At 53.1% G+C, this 17,285-nt stretch carries 16 protein-coding genes; 9 read left to right on the plus strand and 7 right to left on the minus strand.

Translation table 11 applies throughout. The features are described from left to right. Nucleotides 1–76: 76 nt before the first annotated feature. The gene (locus PGR10_RS04135) at nt 77–2,377 is read right to left on the minus strand and encodes an FdhF/YdeP family oxidoreductase (RefSeq protein ID WP_430923008.1); all 2,301 of its coding nucleotides are present in this window, start codon (nt 2,375–2,377) and stop codon (nt 77–79) included. 453 nt (nt 2,378–2,830) lie between these two features. On the opposite strand from PGR10_RS04135, the gene PGR10_RS04140 reads away from it, so the two are divergent. From PGR10_RS04140 to PGR10_RS04150, 3 genes are read left to right on the plus strand one after another with little or no spacing between them, the layout of a single operon-like run. After that, complete coding sequence (locus PGR10_RS04140; protein ID WP_015366505.1) at nt 2,831–4,240, plus strand: cytochrome ubiquinol oxidase subunit I; 1,410 nt, start codon at nt 2,831–2,833, stop codon at nt 4,238–4,240. Nucleotide 4,241: 1 nt separating this feature from the next. Beyond that, on the plus strand, nt 4,242–5,252 hold the full coding sequence (cydB, locus tag PGR10_RS04145; RefSeq protein WP_015705494.1) for a cytochrome d ubiquinol oxidase subunit II: 1,011 nt from the start codon (nt 4,242–4,244) through the stop codon (nt 5,250–5,252). Next, entirely contained in the window at nt 5,252–5,413 is a 162-nt protein-coding gene (locus PGR10_RS04150) for a DUF2474 domain-containing protein (protein WP_064568862.1), read from the plus strand. Before cydB ends, PGR10_RS04150 begins: the two co-directional genes overlap by 1 nt. Nucleotides 5,414–5,451: 38 nt before the next feature. Here PGR10_RS04150 and PGR10_RS04155 read toward each other — a convergent pair whose 3' ends face one another. The 6 genes from PGR10_RS04155 to PGR10_RS04180 all read right to left on the minus strand — a co-directional run bounded on the left by PGR10_RS04155 (nt 5,452) and on the right by PGR10_RS04180 (nt 11,084). Continuing rightward, the gene (locus PGR10_RS04155; protein WP_087859604.1) at nt 5,452–6,369 is read right to left on the minus strand and encodes a bestrophin family protein; all 918 of its coding nucleotides are present in this window, start codon (nt 6,367–6,369) and stop codon (nt 5,452–5,454) included. Between the two features lie 259 nt (nt 6,370–6,628). Then, nucleotides 6,629–7,573 (minus strand): Dyp-type peroxidase, encoded by a 945-nt coding sequence (locus PGR10_RS04160; RefSeq protein ID WP_430917518.1) that lies wholly within the window; start codon nt 7,571–7,573, stop codon nt 6,629–6,631. A 70-nt stretch (nt 7,574–7,643) separates the two neighbouring features. Beyond that, on the minus strand, nt 7,644–8,570 hold the full coding sequence (locus PGR10_RS04165; protein WP_430923009.1) for a cation diffusion facilitator family transporter: 927 nt from the start codon (nt 8,568–8,570) through the stop codon (nt 7,644–7,646). 166 nt (nt 8,571–8,736) lie between these two features. Then, the gene (locus tag PGR10_RS04170; RefSeq protein ID WP_213316125.1) at nt 8,737–9,606 is read right to left on the minus strand and encodes an oxygenase MpaB family protein; all 870 of its coding nucleotides are present in this window, start codon (nt 9,604–9,606) and stop codon (nt 8,737–8,739) included. Nucleotides 9,607–9,723: 117 nt separating this feature from the next. Beyond that, the gene (locus PGR10_RS04175; RefSeq protein ID WP_430923010.1) at nt 9,724–10,155 is read right to left on the minus strand and encodes an OsmC family protein; all 432 of its coding nucleotides are present in this window, start codon (nt 10,153–10,155) and stop codon (nt 9,724–9,726) included. A gap of 44 nt (nt 10,156–10,199) precedes the next feature. Next, the gene (locus PGR10_RS04180) at nt 10,200–11,084 is read right to left on the minus strand and encodes a LysR family transcriptional regulator (protein ID WP_015366496.1); all 885 of its coding nucleotides are present in this window, start codon (nt 11,082–11,084) and stop codon (nt 10,200–10,202) included. A gap of 112 nt (nt 11,085–11,196) precedes the next feature. Between PGR10_RS04180 and PGR10_RS04185 the strand changes: the two genes are divergently transcribed. From PGR10_RS04185 to PGR10_RS04210, 6 genes are all read left to right on the plus strand, one after another. Next, nucleotides 11,197–12,048: a Vmh family MBL fold metallo-hydrolase gene (locus PGR10_RS04185; protein WP_430923011.1), complete on the plus strand. Its 852-nt coding sequence runs from the start codon at nt 11,197–11,199 to the stop codon at nt 12,046–12,048. Between the two features lie 174 nt (nt 12,049–12,222). After that, nucleotides 12,223–12,363 (plus strand): stationary-phase-induced ribosome-associated protein, encoded by a 141-nt coding sequence (sra, locus tag PGR10_RS04190; RefSeq protein ID WP_015366494.1) that lies wholly within the window; start codon nt 12,223–12,225, stop codon nt 12,361–12,363. A gap of 185 nt (nt 12,364–12,548) precedes the next feature. Beyond that, nucleotides 12,549–14,246 carry an NAD-dependent malic enzyme gene (locus PGR10_RS04195; RefSeq protein ID WP_015366493.1) on the plus strand — a complete coding sequence of 566 codons (1,698 nt, stop codon included), beginning with the start codon at nt 12,549–12,551 and terminating at the stop codon, nt 14,244–14,246. A 175-nt stretch (nt 14,247–14,421) separates the two neighbouring features. Next, on the plus strand, nt 14,422–15,147 hold the full coding sequence (locus PGR10_RS04200; protein ID WP_430923012.1) for a glycosyl transferase: 726 nt from the start codon (nt 14,422–14,424) through the stop codon (nt 15,145–15,147). Continuing rightward, nucleotides 15,137–15,823, plus strand: a complete 687-nt coding sequence (locus tag PGR10_RS04205; protein ID WP_395226277.1) for a hypothetical protein — start codon at nt 15,137–15,139, stop codon at nt 15,821–15,823. Before PGR10_RS04200 ends, PGR10_RS04205 begins: the two co-directional genes overlap by 11 nt. Nucleotides 15,824–16,131: 308 nt before the next feature. After that, complete coding sequence (locus PGR10_RS04210; protein ID WP_213316127.1) at nt 16,132–17,178, plus strand: LacI family DNA-binding transcriptional regulator; 1,047 nt, start codon at nt 16,132–16,134, stop codon at nt 17,176–17,178. Nucleotides 17,179–17,285: the final 107 nt, after the last annotated feature.

The raw sequence follows: 17,285 nt of genomic DNA on the forward strand, positions 1-17,285 counted from the left end.
TACTTGCGGTAGGGGCTTATTTCAAGATGCCATTTGCCAGTGGCCCGGTCTTAGGCCACTGGCAACATTCAGCAAATTAACGCAGACCGGGGACGGCGCGCACCTCTTTAGAACGCAGCGTCAGGCGGATAGGAACTGACTTGTACGACGGCGTTCCGCTCTCTTCATCGATGTAATCCAGCGGCACCAACACGTTGGCTTCCGGATAATAAGCGCCCACGGTGCCCGACGCGATGCTATAAGCAACCACGGTGATATCCTCAAGGCGCAGGTCGCTATTCGGGAGCGCGGTGAAAATGTCGACACGGTCGCCATGCTCCAGCCCCTGCTCGGCCATATCCTGCTCATTCATAAACAGCACATCGCGGCGGCCAAACACCCCGCGATAGCGATCGTCCATCGCGTAAATCGTGGTGTTGTACTGATCGTGACTGCGCAGCGTAACCAGGCGCATCACGTCGTCGCCATCAACGCGGGTGTTCTCATGGACGCCTTTGAACACCGAGAACATCGCTTTGCCGGTCGGCGTCGGCCAAATCCGCTCGGTTGGCGGCAGCGGCATACGGAAACCGCCCGGATGACGAATACGTTCGTTATAATCCTCGAACCCGGGGATAGTCTGCTCGATGAGATCGCGAATGCGGTCATAATCCGCCACCAGCGATAACCAGTCGATCTTGCTGTTCGGCAGCGTCGCCGACGCCATCCCGGCGACAATAGCCGGTTCCGAGCGCAGTCGGTCAGAGGCCGGTTTCAGTTTACCTGATGAGGCGTGGACCATCGACATCGAGTCTTCTACGGTGATTGACTGGCGTCCGCTCTCCTGCATATCGAGTTCGGTGCGGCCCAGACAAGGCAGAATAAAGGTCTCTTTGGCTACCAGCAGATGCGAACGGTTCAGTTTGGTGCCGATGTGCACGCTAAGATCCAGCCCACGCATCGCCGGGAACGCCCGCTCATGATCCGGCATCGCCACCGCAAAATTACCGCCAAGGCAGATCAGCGCTTTCGCTTCACCGGCAACCATCGCCTGCAGGGCTTTTACCGCATCATGGCCATGTCCGCGCGGTGCGACAAAGCCGAACACGCTTTCAAGATTATTCAGAAAATCGGCACTCGGTTTTTCGGTAATACCAACGGTACGGTTGCCCTGAACGTTAGAGTGACCGCGCAGCGGGCAGATCCCGGCCCCCGGTTTGCCGATATTGCCGCGCATCAGCAGAAGGTCGGCGATCAATCGGACGTTAGAGGTGCCTTTGTTATGCTGGGTGATCCCCATGCCATAGGTCACGATAGTGGCGTTGGATTTGGCGTAGGCAACGGCAACGCGCTGCAGATCGTCGCGGGTTAATCCGGACTCACGCTCAATTTCCGGCCAACTAGTCTGACGTAAATCTTCGGCAAAAGCGTCGAAGCCGAGGGTGTGCTCGTTAATAAACGTCTGGTCCAGCACCTGGCCCTGGTCCGCCTCAATCTCCAGTAACGCCTTAGCGATCCCTTTCAGCGCCGCGGCATCGCCGCCCGCTCTCACCTGGAAATAGGTTGAGGCGATATTCGTCGAGCTGTAGGTCGCCATTTCAATAACGTTCTGTGGGTCGGCAAAACGTTCCAGCGCCCTTTCACGCAGCGGGTTAAAGACGATAATCGGCACACCGCGGCGAGACAGTTCATGCAACGTGCCCATCATGCGCGGATGGTTGGTTCCGGGGTTGTGACCGATGGAAATAACCAGTTCCGTTTTGTCAAAGTCGTCCAAAGACACCGTGCCTTTACCGATACCGATCGATTGCGGTAGACCGACGCTGGTTGCCTCGTGGCACATATTGGAGCAGTCCGGGAAGTTATTGGTGCCGAACTCGCGGGCGTAAAGCTGGAACAGATATGCCGCTTCGTTAGAGGCGCGCCCGGAGGTATAGAACTCAACTTCATCGGGCTGCATGCCCTGTAATACTTCGCCAATGCGGGCAAACGCGCTTTCCCAGGAGACCGGGCGCAGCGTGTCGCTTTCGCGATCGTAAGACAAGGGATGGGTAATACGTCCGTAACCTTCCAGTTCAAAGTCGCTTTTCGCCAGCAGCGAGGTCACGGTATTGGCGGCCAGGAACTCTGGTGTCACGCGTTTGCTGGTGGCTTCCCAGGTAACCGCCTTCGCGCCGTTCTCACAAAACTGGAAGGTTGATTTATGTTCTTTATCCGGCCAGGCGCAGCCGGGGCAGTCAAAACCGTCAGGCTGGTTGGTACGCAGCAGCGTGACCGGGGCGTCAAGCGCGTCCATTTGCGTACGCACGGCGATGGCGGTCGCTTTTAACGCCCCCCATCCACCCGCTGGGCCATCATAGGGATGAACACCGGGGACAGCGCGTTTTTTCTTATTCATATGAACTCCTGAATACTCTCTTCAGCTAACGGATGTTATTAACAACATTGGTCACGTTTTTTTGCGGTGATGTTAAATAACCACATTAATTAAGCGGGAAATACCGCATTTCATTTTCCAATGAATAGCAAATGACAGGGTTAACTCGTTGTTTTTAATCTTTAACTAAATGTCTGGTTAAAATGAAATGAGTAACTTTACTCGTTAACTAAATAATAACATCTCATTTCGTGTTGTATAATAGATGTTATCTATCGGGTGTTAAATTTAACCTATTTGATAATTAAAGAATTATTTTTAAACTTTATTATCAAGGGCATTAACATATTTCAATGCCCGTCAACGCCGTAATTTAATTGTCATCAACAGGAGGCTTTGCGCAGGTAAAGCCGTATCCGCTATGCAGAAAATATTCCATAAATACAATGAAGTAATGTCGTACAGGGGTGAGCCATGTTCGGATTAGATGCCTTTTATTTAGCCCGGATACAGTTTGCATTTACTGTATCTTTCCACATCATTTTCCCCGCTATTACCATTGGCCTCGCCAGCTACCTTGCGGTACTGGAAGGGCTGTGGTTAAAAACAAAAGAGGATACCTACCGCCAGCTCTACCATTTCTGGTCAAAAATATTTGCCGTTAATTTTGGTATGGGCGTCGTTTCCGGACTGGTGATGGCCTATCAGTTCGGCACTAACTGGAGCGGGTTCTCGCAGTTCGCCGGTAGTATTACCGGGCCGCTATTGACCTATGAAGTCCTGACCGCCTTCTTCCTCGAAGCCGGCTTTCTTGGCGTCATGCTGTTCGGCTGGCATCGCGTCGGCCGCGGCCTGCACTTCTTCGCGACCTGTATGGTGGCGCTGGGCACGCTGTTTTCCACTTTCTGGATCCTCGCGTCCAATAGCTGGATGCATACGCCGCAGGGCTACATTATCGAGAATGGCATCGTGGTGCCGGTAGACTGGCTGAAGGTCGTTTTTAACCCTTCATTCCCGTATCGCCTGCTGCACATGTCCACCGCCGCCTTCCTTGCCAGCGCCTTTTTCGTCGGCGCTTCGGCGGCCTGGCATCTGCTGAAAGGCAATGACACGCCGGCAATCCGCAAGATGTTCTCGATGGCGCTGTGGATGGCGCTGATCGTCGCCCCCATTCAGGCGATGATTGGCGATGCGCACGGCCTGAATACGCTCGAACATCAACCGGCAAAAATCGCCGCGATTGAAGGACACTGGGAGAATAAACCGGGTGAGGCCACGCCATTAGTGCTGTTTGGTCTGCCGGATATGGATGAGGAGCGCACCAAATATAAAATTGAGGTTCCCTATCTTGGCAGCATCATCCTGACCCATAGCCTCGATAAACAGGTTCCGGCCTTAAAAAGTTTCCCGAAAGAAGATCGCCCAAATTCCACCATTATCTTCTGGTCGTTCAGGGTGATGGCCGGGCTCGGTATGTTAATGGTACTGCTCGGCGTGGTCAGCGCCTGGCTGCGCTGGCGTGGCCGACTTTACACGTCAAAACCGTTCCTGCGTTTTGCCCTGTTGATGGGTCCTTCCGGGCTGGTCGCGCTACTGGCAGGCTGGTTTACCACTGAAATTGGCCGCCAGCCGTGGGTAGTCTATGGCGTTCAGCGCACCCGGGATGCGGTCTCCGCCCATGGCGATCTGCATATGTCCCTCAGCCTGCTGGCCTTTATCGTGGTTTACGCCTCGGTGTTTGGCGTCGGCTACGTGTATCTGATTCGCCTGATAAAAAAGGGGCCGGAAAGTGCGCACACGCCGGAGGACCCGACTCAGAACCAAACCCCTGCCCGCCCGCTGTCAGCGGTACGCGAACCTATGAATACTTCGGGGAGAAAATAATATGGGTATCGACCTGTCAATTATCTGGTTCACGATCATCGTTTTTGCCACTCTGATGTATATCGTGATGGACGGTTTCGATCTCGGGATCGGCATTCTGTTCCCGTTTAATAAAAATGAAACCGACCGCGACATGATGATGAATAGCGTGGCGCCGGTATGGGACGGCAATGAAACCTGGATGGTGCTGGGCGGCGCGGCGCTGTATGGCGCGTTTCCACTGGCCTACGCGGTGATTATCGATGCGCTCAGCATCCCGTTAACCGCCATGTTACTGGGGCTGATTTTCCGCGGCGTAGCTTTTGAGTTTCGCTTTAAGGCGACGCCGGAACATCGCCCGTTGTGGGATAAGGCGTTTATCGGCGGTTCGCTACTGGCGACGTTTAGTCAGGGGATCGCCGTAGGCACCCTGCTCAACGGCCTCAGCGTCACGGGTCGCGAATTTAGCGGCTCAACCCTCGACTGGCTGGCGCCCTTCCCGCTGTTTTGCGGCGTCGGGCTGGTGATTGCCTACGCATTACTCGGCTGCACCTGGCTGATAATGAAAACCGAAGGCGCTTTGCATCGCAAAATGTCCGAGCTGGCGATCCCGCTGACGCTGGCGTTGTTAGCAGTGGTCGCTATTATCAGCATCTGGACGCCGCTGACTCACCCGGAAATCGCTCACCGCTGGTTTACGTTCCCCAATATCATCTGGTTTATGCCGGTGCCGTTGTTGGTGCTGGTTTGCTGCTGGGGGATTGTCCGTAGCGCCTATAATCGTCAGGCCAGCTATGGGCCGTTTTTACTCACCCTGGCGCTGGTGTTCCTCGGGTTTAGCGGCCTTGGGATCAGCATCTGGCCGAATATTATTCCACCGGCAATCTCTATCTGGCAGGCCGCTTCGCCGCCGCAGAGCCAGGGCTTTATGCTGGTCGGCGGGCTGCTGATCATTCCGGTTATTTTGATGTACACCTGCTGGAGCTACTACGTGTTCCGCGGCAAAATCAAACCCGATGAGGGGTATCATTGATGGCGACTCAATCTGATAAAACGTTAACGACGCATCATCGTCCGTTCTGGCACAAACTGATGTGGCTGGTGATTATCTGGGGGGCCAGCGTGCTGGCGCTCGGCGTGGTCGCCACCTTCTTTAAGTTATTGATGACGGCGGCAGGAATGCGCACTCACTAATACTCAACGCCGGACGGGCTGACCCGCCCGGCGTTTTTTTATGTAAGGTTGTAATAACGGTCAGGCTGCATTTTTTCCGGCAACGGATGTTGCCCGGTCATATCCATCAAATTACGTTCAATGGTATTGCACATTGCATTGAGCGGTAGGTCGTTTGCCGAAGTGCCAAACGGATCCTCCAGCTCTTCCGCCAGGGAATCCCATGACAGGAAGGTGTAGGATATAAATACCGAAACAAACGGCGTCATATAATGCAAATCGCCCACCAGCGCGAACGGCAGCAACGTACAAAAAAGATACACCGTGCGCTGTAAAATCAAGGTGTAAGCAAACGGCACCGGCGTACTCGCCAGACGCTCGCAGCCGCCCAGGACATGGGCTAACTCGTCGAGTTTATTATCCATCAAGCCGTAGGTAATATCGCTGAGCATACCCTGCTCGCGCAGCTTCCCTAACTCATTACCAATCAATAATAAAATTCGGTTAGTCGGCATTGAGCTGGCGAGAATTTCCGCCACTTTCTCTTTCGGCAACAGGCGATACAGGTCGATCGCCGGGTCGGTTTTACGCAACTGATGCTTAAGGCTCCAGCTGAACGCCACCAGGTAACTGACTAACGTTTTATGCGTTTCCGCCTCGGCTGGAAGGATATTTTTCAGCTGCCGCACCAGCGTTCGTTCGGCAATCAGCACGGTTCCCCATAAATTACGCGCCTCAACGAAGCGGCTGTAGCTCGCGCTATTACGAAAGCCGAGAAAAATCGCAATCGCGATCCCCAACAGGCTAAATGGCGCAACGGTTAAGTGAATGCCAAGTTGTTCATACCATTGATAGCTGATGATGGCGATGACCGACATCAGGACGTTCAATAGCAGGCGGAAAACAATTTTTGACAGCACGGAACCGTGCCAGTCAAACAGACGAAAAAACCAGTGTTGTTCTGGCCGGATGATCATTGTATTACTTCCTGAAGACCCAATGATGCTCAGTGCATACCCTAATGAAAGATGATGGGTATAGATATTATCTATTAAGCCATTGGTTAATTTTATTGTACACAAACACGACATCGCGTTGATAACCGCCATTAATTAGCGATGAATTAATGGTGGTTTAATTATGGGCTGTTTTTATTTTTCACGCAATATTCGGCCTGCAAAGCAGGCCGGAGAAATAAACCATCAGCGGCTGCGTAATGGCGGATATTATGCAGGGTTATTCAGCCTGACGACTGGATAATTCTTCAAGTAGCGTCGCAGAAGGTACAAAGAACAGACTGCCGGTAACCGGGCGGCTATAATCGAGCAGTCGATCGTAATTACCGACTGGGCGACCGACAAACATGTTTTCCAGCATCTGTTCGATGGGCGCCGGGCTGCGCGCATAACCGATAAAATAGGTACCAAACTCGCCCATGCCGGGTTTGCCGAACGGCATGTTGTCGCGCAGGATTTTAATCTCCTCGCCGTTCTCTTCAAGGGTGGTGAGCGAACTGTGCGAACAGCTTGGTTTGACGTCGGCATCCAGTTCGATGTTGGTCATTTTTTTACGCCCGATAATACGCTCCTGCTGCTCGACGGTTAACGCATTCCAGCCCGCCATATCGTGCAGATATTTCTGCACAATCACGTAGCTACCACCGGCGAAATCCGGGTCTTCATCGCCGATAATGGTGAAATCCGCCGCCGCGCGCCCCTGCGGATTTTCACTGCCGTCCACAAAACCGATCATCGCCCGACGGTCGAAATAGCGGAAGCCGTGCACTTCATCGACAACCGTTACGGCATCCCCCAACTTGTCCATCAACTGCGTCGCCAGTTCGAAGCTAAGCCCCATATCATCGGAACGGATATGCAGCAGCAGATCGCCCGGCGTAGAGACCGCCACGCGCTCTCCGCTGCCCACGCGGCGAAAAGGATGCAGCTGCTGCGGGGTGGGCTGGCCAAACAACTGCGGCCAGATTTCAGCGCCAAATCCGCAGATGCAGGAAATCCCCGCCTCCGGCATGCGGGTACCAACGGAACGCACCACCGCGGCGAAATCATCGCACCAGTCGCGCACGCGGCTCAGGCTCTCTGCGCTGCGCGCTACGGTCGCGACGATAAATATCGCCGTTCGCGGCAGGGGTAAAGTAATCGCCTGAGGTTCGTTAATTTTCATATCATCCTCTGTTATTGCCAATTAACGGCAAGGTAGCGTTGGCTCCTGCAGGCAGGAGTCGAAATGTTGTTTACGCGTGAGCCGGTTCGCCGCCGGGCGCTTCGTAGGGATCAATGTGAATCATCACCTGTAGCACCTCATGGCGCGCGAGCACATTTTCCCGCACCGCCAGCGCGATAGCATGGCCTGCGCGAACCGACAGCTCGCCCGGAACTTCTATATGGACATCGACGAGGATCAGGTCGCCCGCCTTACGAGTTTTTAGATCATGCAGACCCACTACGCCGCCGGTTGCGGCGATGGTGTCGCGTATCGCATTCTGGGTTTGCGCGTCGACCGAGCGATCCATTAAATCATGTAAAGCATCGCCGGCAAAAGTGTAACCCATTCGGGAAATCAATACCCCTACTAACAATGCCGCTACAGGATCCAACCAGACCATCCCCGCGAGATTGCCAACGATCCCCACCGCCACCACTACCGACGATGCTGCATCCGAGCGCGCATGCCAGGCGTTCGCAATTAATAATGACGATTGAATGCGCTTTGCTACCGCCAGCATGTAACGGAACAGCGTCTCTTTTGCGATCAGCGCCGTCAGGGCCACCCAAAGTGCCGTAATATGCACGGATTGAATGGTTTCCGGATGGAGTAGTTTATCCACCGCCGACCACAACATGCCCACGCCGACAACCATTAAAATCGCGCCCAATATCATCGACGCGCCATTTTCGTAGCGCCAGTGGCCATAATGATGATCGCTGTCGGAAGGTTTACGGCTTTTCTTATTGGCAATCAGAACTACAAAATCAGCAATTAAATCGGAAAGAGAGTGGATGCCATCGGCAATAAGTCCTTGCGACCCTGAAAACAGGCCGGCGATAATTTGCCCGGTCGATAAAAACAGATTAACGACTACGCTGACCTGGGTGCTTTTTCGCGCAGCCTGTGAACGCTGATGATATTTATTATCACTCTGCTGTTTTTTATTTTCCATCATCCCTCCCGAATAAAGTGTGGATGATAGCCTGATATGAATCAGCGATATTCAATATTAATAGCTTGTTGATAATAAATTTAAAATAAATAGCCTGAGTTATAATATATAAATGCGAATGATTGCGCTTTAAAAATAGCCGACATTGAGCGGCTATTTTTTATTTTTATGACGTTGCCATTCGACGCATAGCGCAGTGATAAGCCCCATTGCGCACCGAAGCGCGGAGCACCCGCGCCACGCCATTGACCGCCACTCTGGCTGTTCGCCGCTGCAACGGATTGATGGGGATCGCCAGCATCTGCTGCGCCCAATCGGGGAGCAGATCGATTCCGGCGACCATCATCCAGCGTCCTACCGGCTGGCTTAGCCGGCCCGGCAGACGGGTGGTGAGCAGCACCTGCGCCACCTCCCGCGTTCGCTCATCACAACGTAACTGAGGGCGCATATCCTGCAAATACTCCGCCACCTGACGTGGCGTTTCGGGGATGTCTTCGGCGCCAAGTCGCCGGGCGACTTCCGCCGCTTCGCGGTAGTATTGCTCCTGCCGCGCGGCAGTGACGATGGTGCGCTTATAACGCAGATGAGAGGCCATAAAGCTGCTGCATTCGGCCACGTGAACCCAGGTTAAGAGCGCCGGATCGCTGGCGCGATAAGGCGTACCGTCCGGCGCAACGCCGCTGATACGCTGATGGATCCCCTGTACTTTAGCGATTAATCTTTCGGCATCGTCGGTAGTGCCAAACGTGGTGGCTGAGATAAATTGACTGGTTCGGCGCAGGCGGCCAAAGATATCTTCACGAAAACGCGAATGATCCCACACACCGGCCAGCGCCAGCGGATGCAGCATCTGTAACAGTAGCGCGCTAATGCCGCCGCAGAGCATTGAGGTAAAGTCGCCGTGCACCTGCCAGATAGCCGACTGCGGGCCAAATAAACCCGGCTCGCCCTTGGGGTTTTCAAAATCAATCTCTTTTAGCGCCATCCCGGTTAAACCCAGGACCTGCGATTCAATCATGCCGCGTATGCTGGTCATTGCGTTATCCGTCGCTATCCGTAACGCCACCAACATAACACCATTCGCGGCGGCAGGCATTTGCCGACGGTGACTTTAAACGCCAACGCGCCCGCGCTACCGCGGGCGCGCCACGGATTAAGCGTTGAGCTGATAATCGAGGGAGATGTCGGCTTTCAGCACCTGCGAAACCGGGCAGCCAGCTTTGGCTTTTTGGATAATCGGATCAAAGGCGGCTTGATCGATACCCGGCAGGACAATATTGCTCTGCAGCGCGATCTTCGTGATGGCGAAGCCACCGCCGCTCTTATCCAGCGTGACCACCGCAACGGTATCGATAGAGGTCGCCGTATAGCCCTCTTCGCTGAGCATTAATGACAGCGCCATTGAGAAGCAGGCAGCATGGGCCGCGCCGATAAGCTCTTCCGGGTTAGTCCCTTTAACGCCTTCAAAGCGGGTATTAAAACCATAAGGTTGTTGGTTCAGCGCACCGCTTTCCGTCGAGACGGTGCCTTTACCGCTTTTCAAATCCCCTTCCCAATGCGCCTGACCTTTCTTATGAATTGCCATCGTTTCACTCCTTTTTGACGTTAAAGGATTAAGTATAGACAGCTCTAGCTGACCTGGGACAACTGTTGCTGAATGGCCTCCAGAAACAGCGGCAGCGCGCTGGGCTGATAATCTCGTGACAGATAGATACCATAGACGGCCAGGGATTTTGGCGTATAGCCAGGCAGCACCTGTTTTAGCGCGCCGCTGTTAAGCGCGCGCCGGGCTTCCAGTTCCGGCAGCATGGCGATGCCGCACCCCGCCACCGCCGCTTCCATCAGCAGAGAGGAGATCCCGGCGCTCAGATTGCCGGAGACGGCCACCGACACGGGTTCGCCCTGCGGATCGGTAAACTGCCATGTCGGGGTGGCGAAATGGCTATAGTGCAGACAGTTATGTTGACTAAGCTCCTCCGGCGAATTTATCTGGCCATGCTGCTGTAGCCACCTCGGCGAGGCGCAGAGTACCGAGCGGCAGATGCCAAGCCGCCGCGCTATCGCCCCCGGCTCCGGATTATCGGTGATCCGGATGGCGACATCGATACGCTCGCCAATCAGGCTTACCGGATGGTTATTGATATCCAGTTCGAGACGCAGTTGCGGGTAGCGGGCCAAAAACTCCGGTAGCAGCGGTGAAAGCAACTGCATGGCGGTAAAGTGCGCGCAGGCGACCCGCAGCGTGCCGCTCGGCACCGCGCGTTCCGTCTGCCCCGCTATCTCATCCGCCAATTGCGTGAGGCTACGCGTTTTCTGCAAAACCTTTTCGCCAGCGCTGGTTAAGGTCAGTTTGCGCGTCGAACGATGAATGAGCCGGGTTCCGGCCCAGTGCTCCATCTGCTCCAGATAGCGACTCACCATCGGCCGCGACATACCAAGCGCCCTGGCAGCCGCGCTCAAACTGCCCAGCTCGCATATCCGCATATATACCTGGGCGGCGATAACTCGATCCATATCCGTATCCATCTGCACGTTTTATGAAACTCAGCATCTCTTTTTTCAGGAATTTTCACAAATCAAGAATGACGTAAAATAAACCTATTCACCTGAAAGAGAGAAAACCAACATGAAAGTATCTGCCCTGGCCATCGCCACCGCCCTGTTCAGCACCACCGCTTTTGCCGCGCCGTTGACCCTGCAAACCTACAACCCGCAGGAGAACGCGATCTTCGCGGTGAACTCCACGCTGGCCTCCGGCCCGCACGAGGCGGTGCTTTTTGACGCCCAGTTCAGCGTTAAGGATGGTGAAAAGCTGGTTGAGATGATCAACAAAAGCGGTAAGAAGCTCACGCACATTGTGATCACCTCGGGCGATCCGGATTTCTATTTTGGCCTCGAGCCGCTGGTAAAAGCCTTCCCGCAGGCCAAAGTGGTGGCGACCCCTCAAGTGGTTAAGCATATTGAAGAGACCAAAGCGGCGAAGCTGGCTTACTGGGGCCCGCAGATGAAAGACGGCGCGCCGAAGCAGGTCTATGTTCCACAGGTATTAGCCGCAGATAGCTTCACCATCGACGGCGAGAAAGTGGAAATTCGTCAGCCGCAGAACTACGGCGCATTCGTCTGGATCCCGGCGAATAAAGCGATTCTTGGCGGCACCGGCGTCGCCTGGGGCATGCACGTCTGGACCGCCGATACCCAAAGCGCGGCGAGCCGTCAACAGTGGCGCCAGACCCTTAGCGATATGGCCGCGCTGCATCCGCAACAGGTGATCCCGGGCCACTACCTCGGCACGCCGCCGGCGGGCGACAAGGCTATCGTCTTTACCCGCGACTATCTGGAGAAATTCGAGCAGGCGCTGAAAGCGCATAAAGATTCCGCCAGCGTCATCAAAGCCATGCAGGCGCAATATCCGGGTCTCGCTGAAGAAAGTTCGCTGGAGCTGAGCTCGAAAGTGAACACCGGCGAAATGAAGTGGTAATCGGCCACGCCTGAATCGAGAACGCTCTTAATCTGCCGACGCAAGGTTGCTATTCGCAAAAAAATGGACCACGATAATCCCGTCGCGTTAAAAAGCGCGGCGTACTTAGGGTTACGTTTCGTCCGGCTTGCGTCGGGCTTGTCCTTGAAACCAGAACAGGATTAAGGAGTAAGAATGAAATCGAACCATCAGGCACGTCATCTTCTCGGTCTGAACTACAAGCTTTCCCGCCAGAAAAAAGTGGTGCTGGAAGGCGACGAAGAAACTACCGTTAACCATATCCATGCTACGGGCCGCAAACGCCGCGGTGGTTAATTTTCCAGCTGAGTGATGATAAAAACACCATCCGCTAAACAGGATGGTGTTTTTTTAAGACAATCCCACGCTTCGCATCCTTCTTTTGTTACCATCTGCTCTATACTCTGCCCGCTGCATTTCCTGCCAGCCCGATCGCTTATCGCCGCGCCCGGGTCTGAAGTGAACATCAAGGAGTTAGTGCGATGCAATTCATCTATAAAAAAAACCGTTCTCTTTATATCCCGTACGCTGGCCCGGTTCTGCTTGAGTTTCCGTTACTCAACAAAGGAAGCGCCTTCAGCATGGAAGAGCGTAGCAGCTTCAACCTGCTGGGCCTGCTGCCGGAAGTGGTCGAAACCATCGAAGAACAAGCTGAACGCGCGTGGATCCAGTATCAGGGATTTAAAACCGAGATCGATAAGCACATTTATCTGCGCAACATCCAGGACACCAACGAAACCCTGTTTTATCGCCTGATTGGTAATCATCTCGATGAGATGATGCCGGTTATCTATACCCCCACCGTCGGCGCCGCCTGTGAGCGTTTCTCGGAAATCTACCGTCGCGCGCGCGGCGTGTTCATCTCCTACCAGAATCGGCACAACCTCGACGATATCCTGCAAAACGTACCGAACCATAACGTCAAAGTGATCGTGGTGACCGACGGCGAGCGTATTCTCGGTCTCGGCGACCAGGGTATCGGCGGTATGGGCATTCCTATCGGTAAGCTGTCGCTCTATACTACCTGCGGCGGTATCAGCCCGGCCTACACCCTGCCTATCGTGCTGGATGTCGGCACCAACAACCAGCAACTGCTCGACGACCCGCTGTATATGGGCTGGCGTCATCCGCGCGTTACCGACGACGAGTATTATCAATTCGTTGACGACGTTATCCAGGCTATCAAAAACCGTTGGCCGGACGTGCTGCTGCAGTTTGAAGATTTCGCGCAGAAAAACGCCATGCCGCTGCTTAACCGCTACCGTAACGAGATTTGCTCGTTTAACGATGATATTCAGGGCACCGCGGCGGTCACCGTCGGCACATTGATCGCCGCCAGCCGTGGCGCGGGCAGCCAACTCAGCGAGCAAAAAATTGTCTTCCTCGGCGCGGGCTCCGCCGGTTGCGGTATTGCTGAACAGATCATCGCGCAAATCATGCGCGAAGGGCTAAGCGAAGAAGAAGCCCGCCAGCGCGTATTTATGGTGGACCGCTTCGGCCTGTTGACCGACGGTATGCCGAATCTGCTGTCGTTCCAGAGCAAGCTGGTGCAGAAGCGCGAAAACCTGCAAGGTTGGGATACGACCAACGAAGCGCTTTCGCTGCTCGACGTGGTGCGTAATGTGAAGCCAAATATTCTGATCGGCGTCTCCGGCCAGCCGGGGCTGTTCACGGAAGAAATTATTCGTGAAATGCACAAGCACTGCCCGCGGCCGATCGTCATGCCGCTGTCGAACCCGACCTCCCGCGTCGAAGCCACGCCGCAGAATATCCTGACCTGGACCGACGGCGAAGCGCTGGTGGCCACCGGCAGTCCGTTCACCCCGGTGACGGTTAAGGGAAAACAGTACGCCATCGCGCAGTGCAACAACTCCTATATATTCCCGGGCATCGGCCTTGGCGTGATCGCCGCGGGGGCATCGCGCGTCACCGACGAGATGCTTATGGCGGCAAGCGAAACCTTAGCCAACCACTCGCCGCTGGTGAATAACGGCGAAGGCCCGGTACTGCCGGAACTGAAAGATATTCAGGCCGTGTCGCGCGCTATTGCGTTTGCGGTCGGTAAAGTGGCTCAGGAACAGGGCGTGGCGGTGAAAACATCGGCCGAAGCGCTGCTGCAAGCCATTAGTGATAATTTCTGGCAACCGGAATATCGCAACTATCGCCGAACCTCGATTTAATACGTTATCTCTAACCGGGCCAAATATCGGGCCCGGTTTTTTTGTCCAATTCGCCTGCCGCTTATTTATATTTTTCCTCCTGATATTTCTTACACCAATATATAAATAAAAATACTTGCTACTTTTCCTTACCCATGCAACATTTCAAACCCCACATCAAACAAAGGAATGCAAAGTGGAAAATGTGACTATCAAAGAAAACAAAAAGACACAAACGATGATTCGCATCGTATTAATCCTGATAGGTTTGACCGCTATCTTCGCGGGTCTCTCTCTCCTTAGTGGCGATATGTGGCGCATCATACCCGATGCCGACTCGGAAAAAACCACTGCCGGTACTCTTGTTGGTCTTATTGTATATTCACCCAGCAAATTCTTTTTTGCGTTGTTATATATTTTTATCGCCCCTCTAATATGGCTTTTGCTTATTCGTAAAATTAATATTCGTCGCCTGCACCACCCTGTTATCCCTGTAACGCTGTTTCTCTGCGCAGGTGTCTTTGTTTTTTTGCACCCAGAAGTGACACCGGGCGAAGACTTGAGCATTCAGTACAGTCGCCACAATAGTTATCATACTTCTATGTTCTGGCGAGAAAGAATAACTCGTATCTATCTTAATAATACAATTAAATACGAAACATTTATCGAGGCTAAAGATTCCAGATGGGATTTTAGCAAGCATAATATTAAAAGTGCCTGGAACTGTAAAACAATACAATACTCAAGCTTTTTAACTTTAGGATTCTATGAAAGCTGGTTCCCGGGTAGCGATCCTCAACTGCTGGCCACCAACTGTAGCCAAATTACGGACATTGAAGGACTCTCTGAAGAAACACTCTACAGTACCCATCCTATTTCAACTCAAAATGATCAAGCGGGCGTACAGAAAAATGAACAATAAAGAAACAATTCTCAAACCTGCATTAAGAGTTTGGCTTGCGCTGTTTGGGGTTATAGTTTTGGCAAGCGTTTTGAGTGCTATTAATGGGAAACACTTGTATTTGGGTAACAGAGTCGATTTTTTGTTGGCAGAAACAGGAGAAGTTATTATTAATGAACTGTATATCCCTGCTAAGGTTTTTTTTGCTCTTATCGCTTCCTTTATCCCGCCGATTCTGTGGCTACTGTTCTTGAACAATAAGCCGCAACGCCCATTTTTTTCCATAATCCTTCCGCTGTTACTATTTTTATCAGGGCTATTATTTTTCTTTCTTAAACCTCAAATCATTCCCGGCGAAGAAACAACCGCCTACCGCTACGGCCTCTCTGATCTAAATTATCAGACTATCCGTTGGCAGAAAATGGTTCCCGGAAAATTTATTGATACACATTCAAAATTTCAAATTTTCCTCGAGTATCTGGACCTTATGGCAGGGGAGACCTCCGACAATATAAAAAATGCTTATATCTGTGAAACTGAACGGGAGACTCAGTTTTATACTTTAACTATCAACCAACGATGGTTGCCGGATAAATACCCTCACATTCTGGATGCCCATTGCAGCCAAATAAAAGAAATCAATTCACTGACGGAATCTACCCTTTCACAGGCGCATTGGTTCCTGACAAGAGATTAATACGTTAACCAGACTGGCAGGATAGCTTCCACACTACTCCTGCCATTTTTGCGGCTATAGTAACCAACCGCCGTCCCACATTACTCTCCGGATTGCCATCGCCGAAAAAAAACAGCACTGCCGCGCTTCATTTTCATACCCCCTGTTTACTAAACACCTGCCCATCCTTACGAGGCGCTTCACAGATGTTTTATTTCACTCGCTTGGCGGGTGGTAAATACCTTGCCCGCCTGTTCGCTCACCGATAAATTAGCAATCAGATACCGCGGCGCTGAAATAAGCGCGCAGCAAAAAGAGAAGGTTTTGGTATGGCGAATATTCGTGATGTCGCCCGGCGGGCCGGAGTTTCAATTAGTAGCGTGTCCAACGTACTTAATAATCGCACGCAACAGATGCGCGAAGAGACCCGACAGCGGATCGTCAAAACGATGGCTGAGCTAAATTACCGCCCTGCGCGTTGCGCCCCGCCGGTCGCCGACTCAGCAACCAAAATGCTCGGCCTGATGGTACCGTCTATCGTCAATCCCAGCTTTTCAGCGCTGGCACATGAACTGGATACTGCGGCACGCGCGTTTCGCCACCGGCTGTTATTAGGCATTTGCTGCCGCGATGCCGCCGAGGAGTCAGCCTTTATCGCGGATATGTTCTCCCACGGCGTACGCGGGTTGATTGTCGCCGCCAGCGACGTACGCAAAACCCACTTTGTGCGTGCAGCGGAACAAGGCATGACCATTATTAGCTATGATAACCGGTTGGCCGAAAGCGTCCCGCCTCGGGCACGCTACTTCGATAGTGTCTCAATGGACAACGTTGAAGCGGGACGTCTGGCGGCGCAACATCTGCTGGACAACGGTTGCCGTAATATCGTCTTCGCCACCGAAAGCGGGTTAACGCTGGGACGCAGCCATAAAATCCTCGGCTTTCAGTCCGCGCTTGCCCAAAGTGATACAGCGGCCAGGGGCGTGGTGATAGAAGGCAAAGGCAATCGGGAGTTCGGGGACGCCGAAATGTTCGAACTGGGCGTAAGCCTGGCGCAAAAAATTAGCGCCCTAACGCCGCGAGTGGATGGCGTAGTAGCGATTAACGATGCTCTAGCCATCGGTCTGATGGTTGGGCTACGCGCGCAGGGCCTGAAAATAGCGCAAGATATTTCGGTGATTGGCATCGATAACATCTCCCTGTCGGCGTTATCGTCACCGGGCCTCACTTCGGTAATGGCCCCGCTTTCGGCAATGGCGTCGATGATGGTTGAGCGGCTCGTCCAGAGAATTGCTGAGCCGGGATTACAAACCGACGAATTTATATTTGCTCCGGAAGTTATTCAGCGGCAGTCGGTAAAAATAAAGCAACCATAGTTGTTTTTATAAAAATAGCATGATGCAGATAACATTTATTATCTGCAGGGAGGCTTACACCCCATCACATTTAAAACGCATATTAATGTCGGGATTCCCATCCCATT

Origin of the sequence: Klebsiella sp. 141198 (genome assembly GCF_050600785.1) — a bacterium.
GTDB classification, from domain to species: domain Bacteria; phylum Pseudomonadota; class Gammaproteobacteria; order Enterobacterales; family Enterobacteriaceae; genus Klebsiella; species Klebsiella aerogenes.

Excerpts from the sequence above, each read along its gene's own strand:
- PGR10_RS04135 (WP_430923008.1), bottom strand. The coding sequence starts at position 2,377 with ATGAATAAGAAAAAACGCGCTGTCCCCGGTGTTCATCCCTATGATGGC.
- PGR10_RS04140 (WP_015366505.1), top strand. The coding sequence starts at position 2,831 with ATGTTCGGATTAGATGCCTTTTATTTAGCCCGGATACAGTTTGCATTT.
- cydB (WP_015705494.1), top strand. The coding sequence starts at position 4,242 with ATGGGTATCGACCTGTCAATTATCTGGTTCACGATCATCGTTTTTGCC.
- PGR10_RS04150 (WP_064568862.1), top strand. The coding sequence starts at position 5,252 with ATGGCGACTCAATCTGATAAAACGTTAACGACGCATCATCGTCCGTTC.
- PGR10_RS04155 (WP_087859604.1), bottom strand. The coding sequence starts at position 6,369 with ATGATCATCCGGCCAGAACAACACTGGTTTTTTCGTCTGTTTGACTGG.
- PGR10_RS04160 (WP_430917518.1), bottom strand. The coding sequence starts at position 7,573 with ATGAAAATTAACGAACCTCAGGCGATTACTTTACCCCTGCCGCGAACG.
- PGR10_RS04165 (WP_430923009.1), bottom strand. The coding sequence starts at position 8,570 with ATGGAAAATAAAAAACAGCAGAGTGATAATAAATATCATCAGCGTTCA.
- PGR10_RS04170 (WP_213316125.1), bottom strand. The coding sequence starts at position 9,606 with ATGACCAGCATACGCGGCATGATTGAATCGCAGGTCCTGGGTTTAACC.
- PGR10_RS04175 (WP_430923010.1), bottom strand. The coding sequence starts at position 10,155 with ATGGCAATTCATAAGAAAGGTCAGGCGCATTGGGAAGGGGATTTGAAA.
- PGR10_RS04180 (WP_015366496.1), bottom strand. The coding sequence starts at position 11,084 with ATGGATCGAGTTATCGCCGCCCAGGTATATATGCGGATATGCGAGCTG.
- PGR10_RS04185 (WP_430923011.1), top strand. The coding sequence starts at position 11,197 with ATGAAAGTATCTGCCCTGGCCATCGCCACCGCCCTGTTCAGCACCACC.
- sra (WP_015366494.1), top strand. The coding sequence starts at position 12,223 with ATGAAATCGAACCATCAGGCACGTCATCTTCTCGGTCTGAACTACAAG.
- PGR10_RS04195 (WP_015366493.1), top strand. The coding sequence starts at position 12,549 with ATGCAATTCATCTATAAAAAAAACCGTTCTCTTTATATCCCGTACGCT.
- PGR10_RS04205 (WP_395226277.1), top strand. The coding sequence starts at position 15,137 with ATGAACAATAAAGAAACAATTCTCAAACCTGCATTAAGAGTTTGGCTT.
- PGR10_RS04210 (WP_213316127.1), top strand. The coding sequence starts at position 16,132 with ATGGCGAATATTCGTGATGTCGCCCGGCGGGCCGGAGTTTCAATTAGT.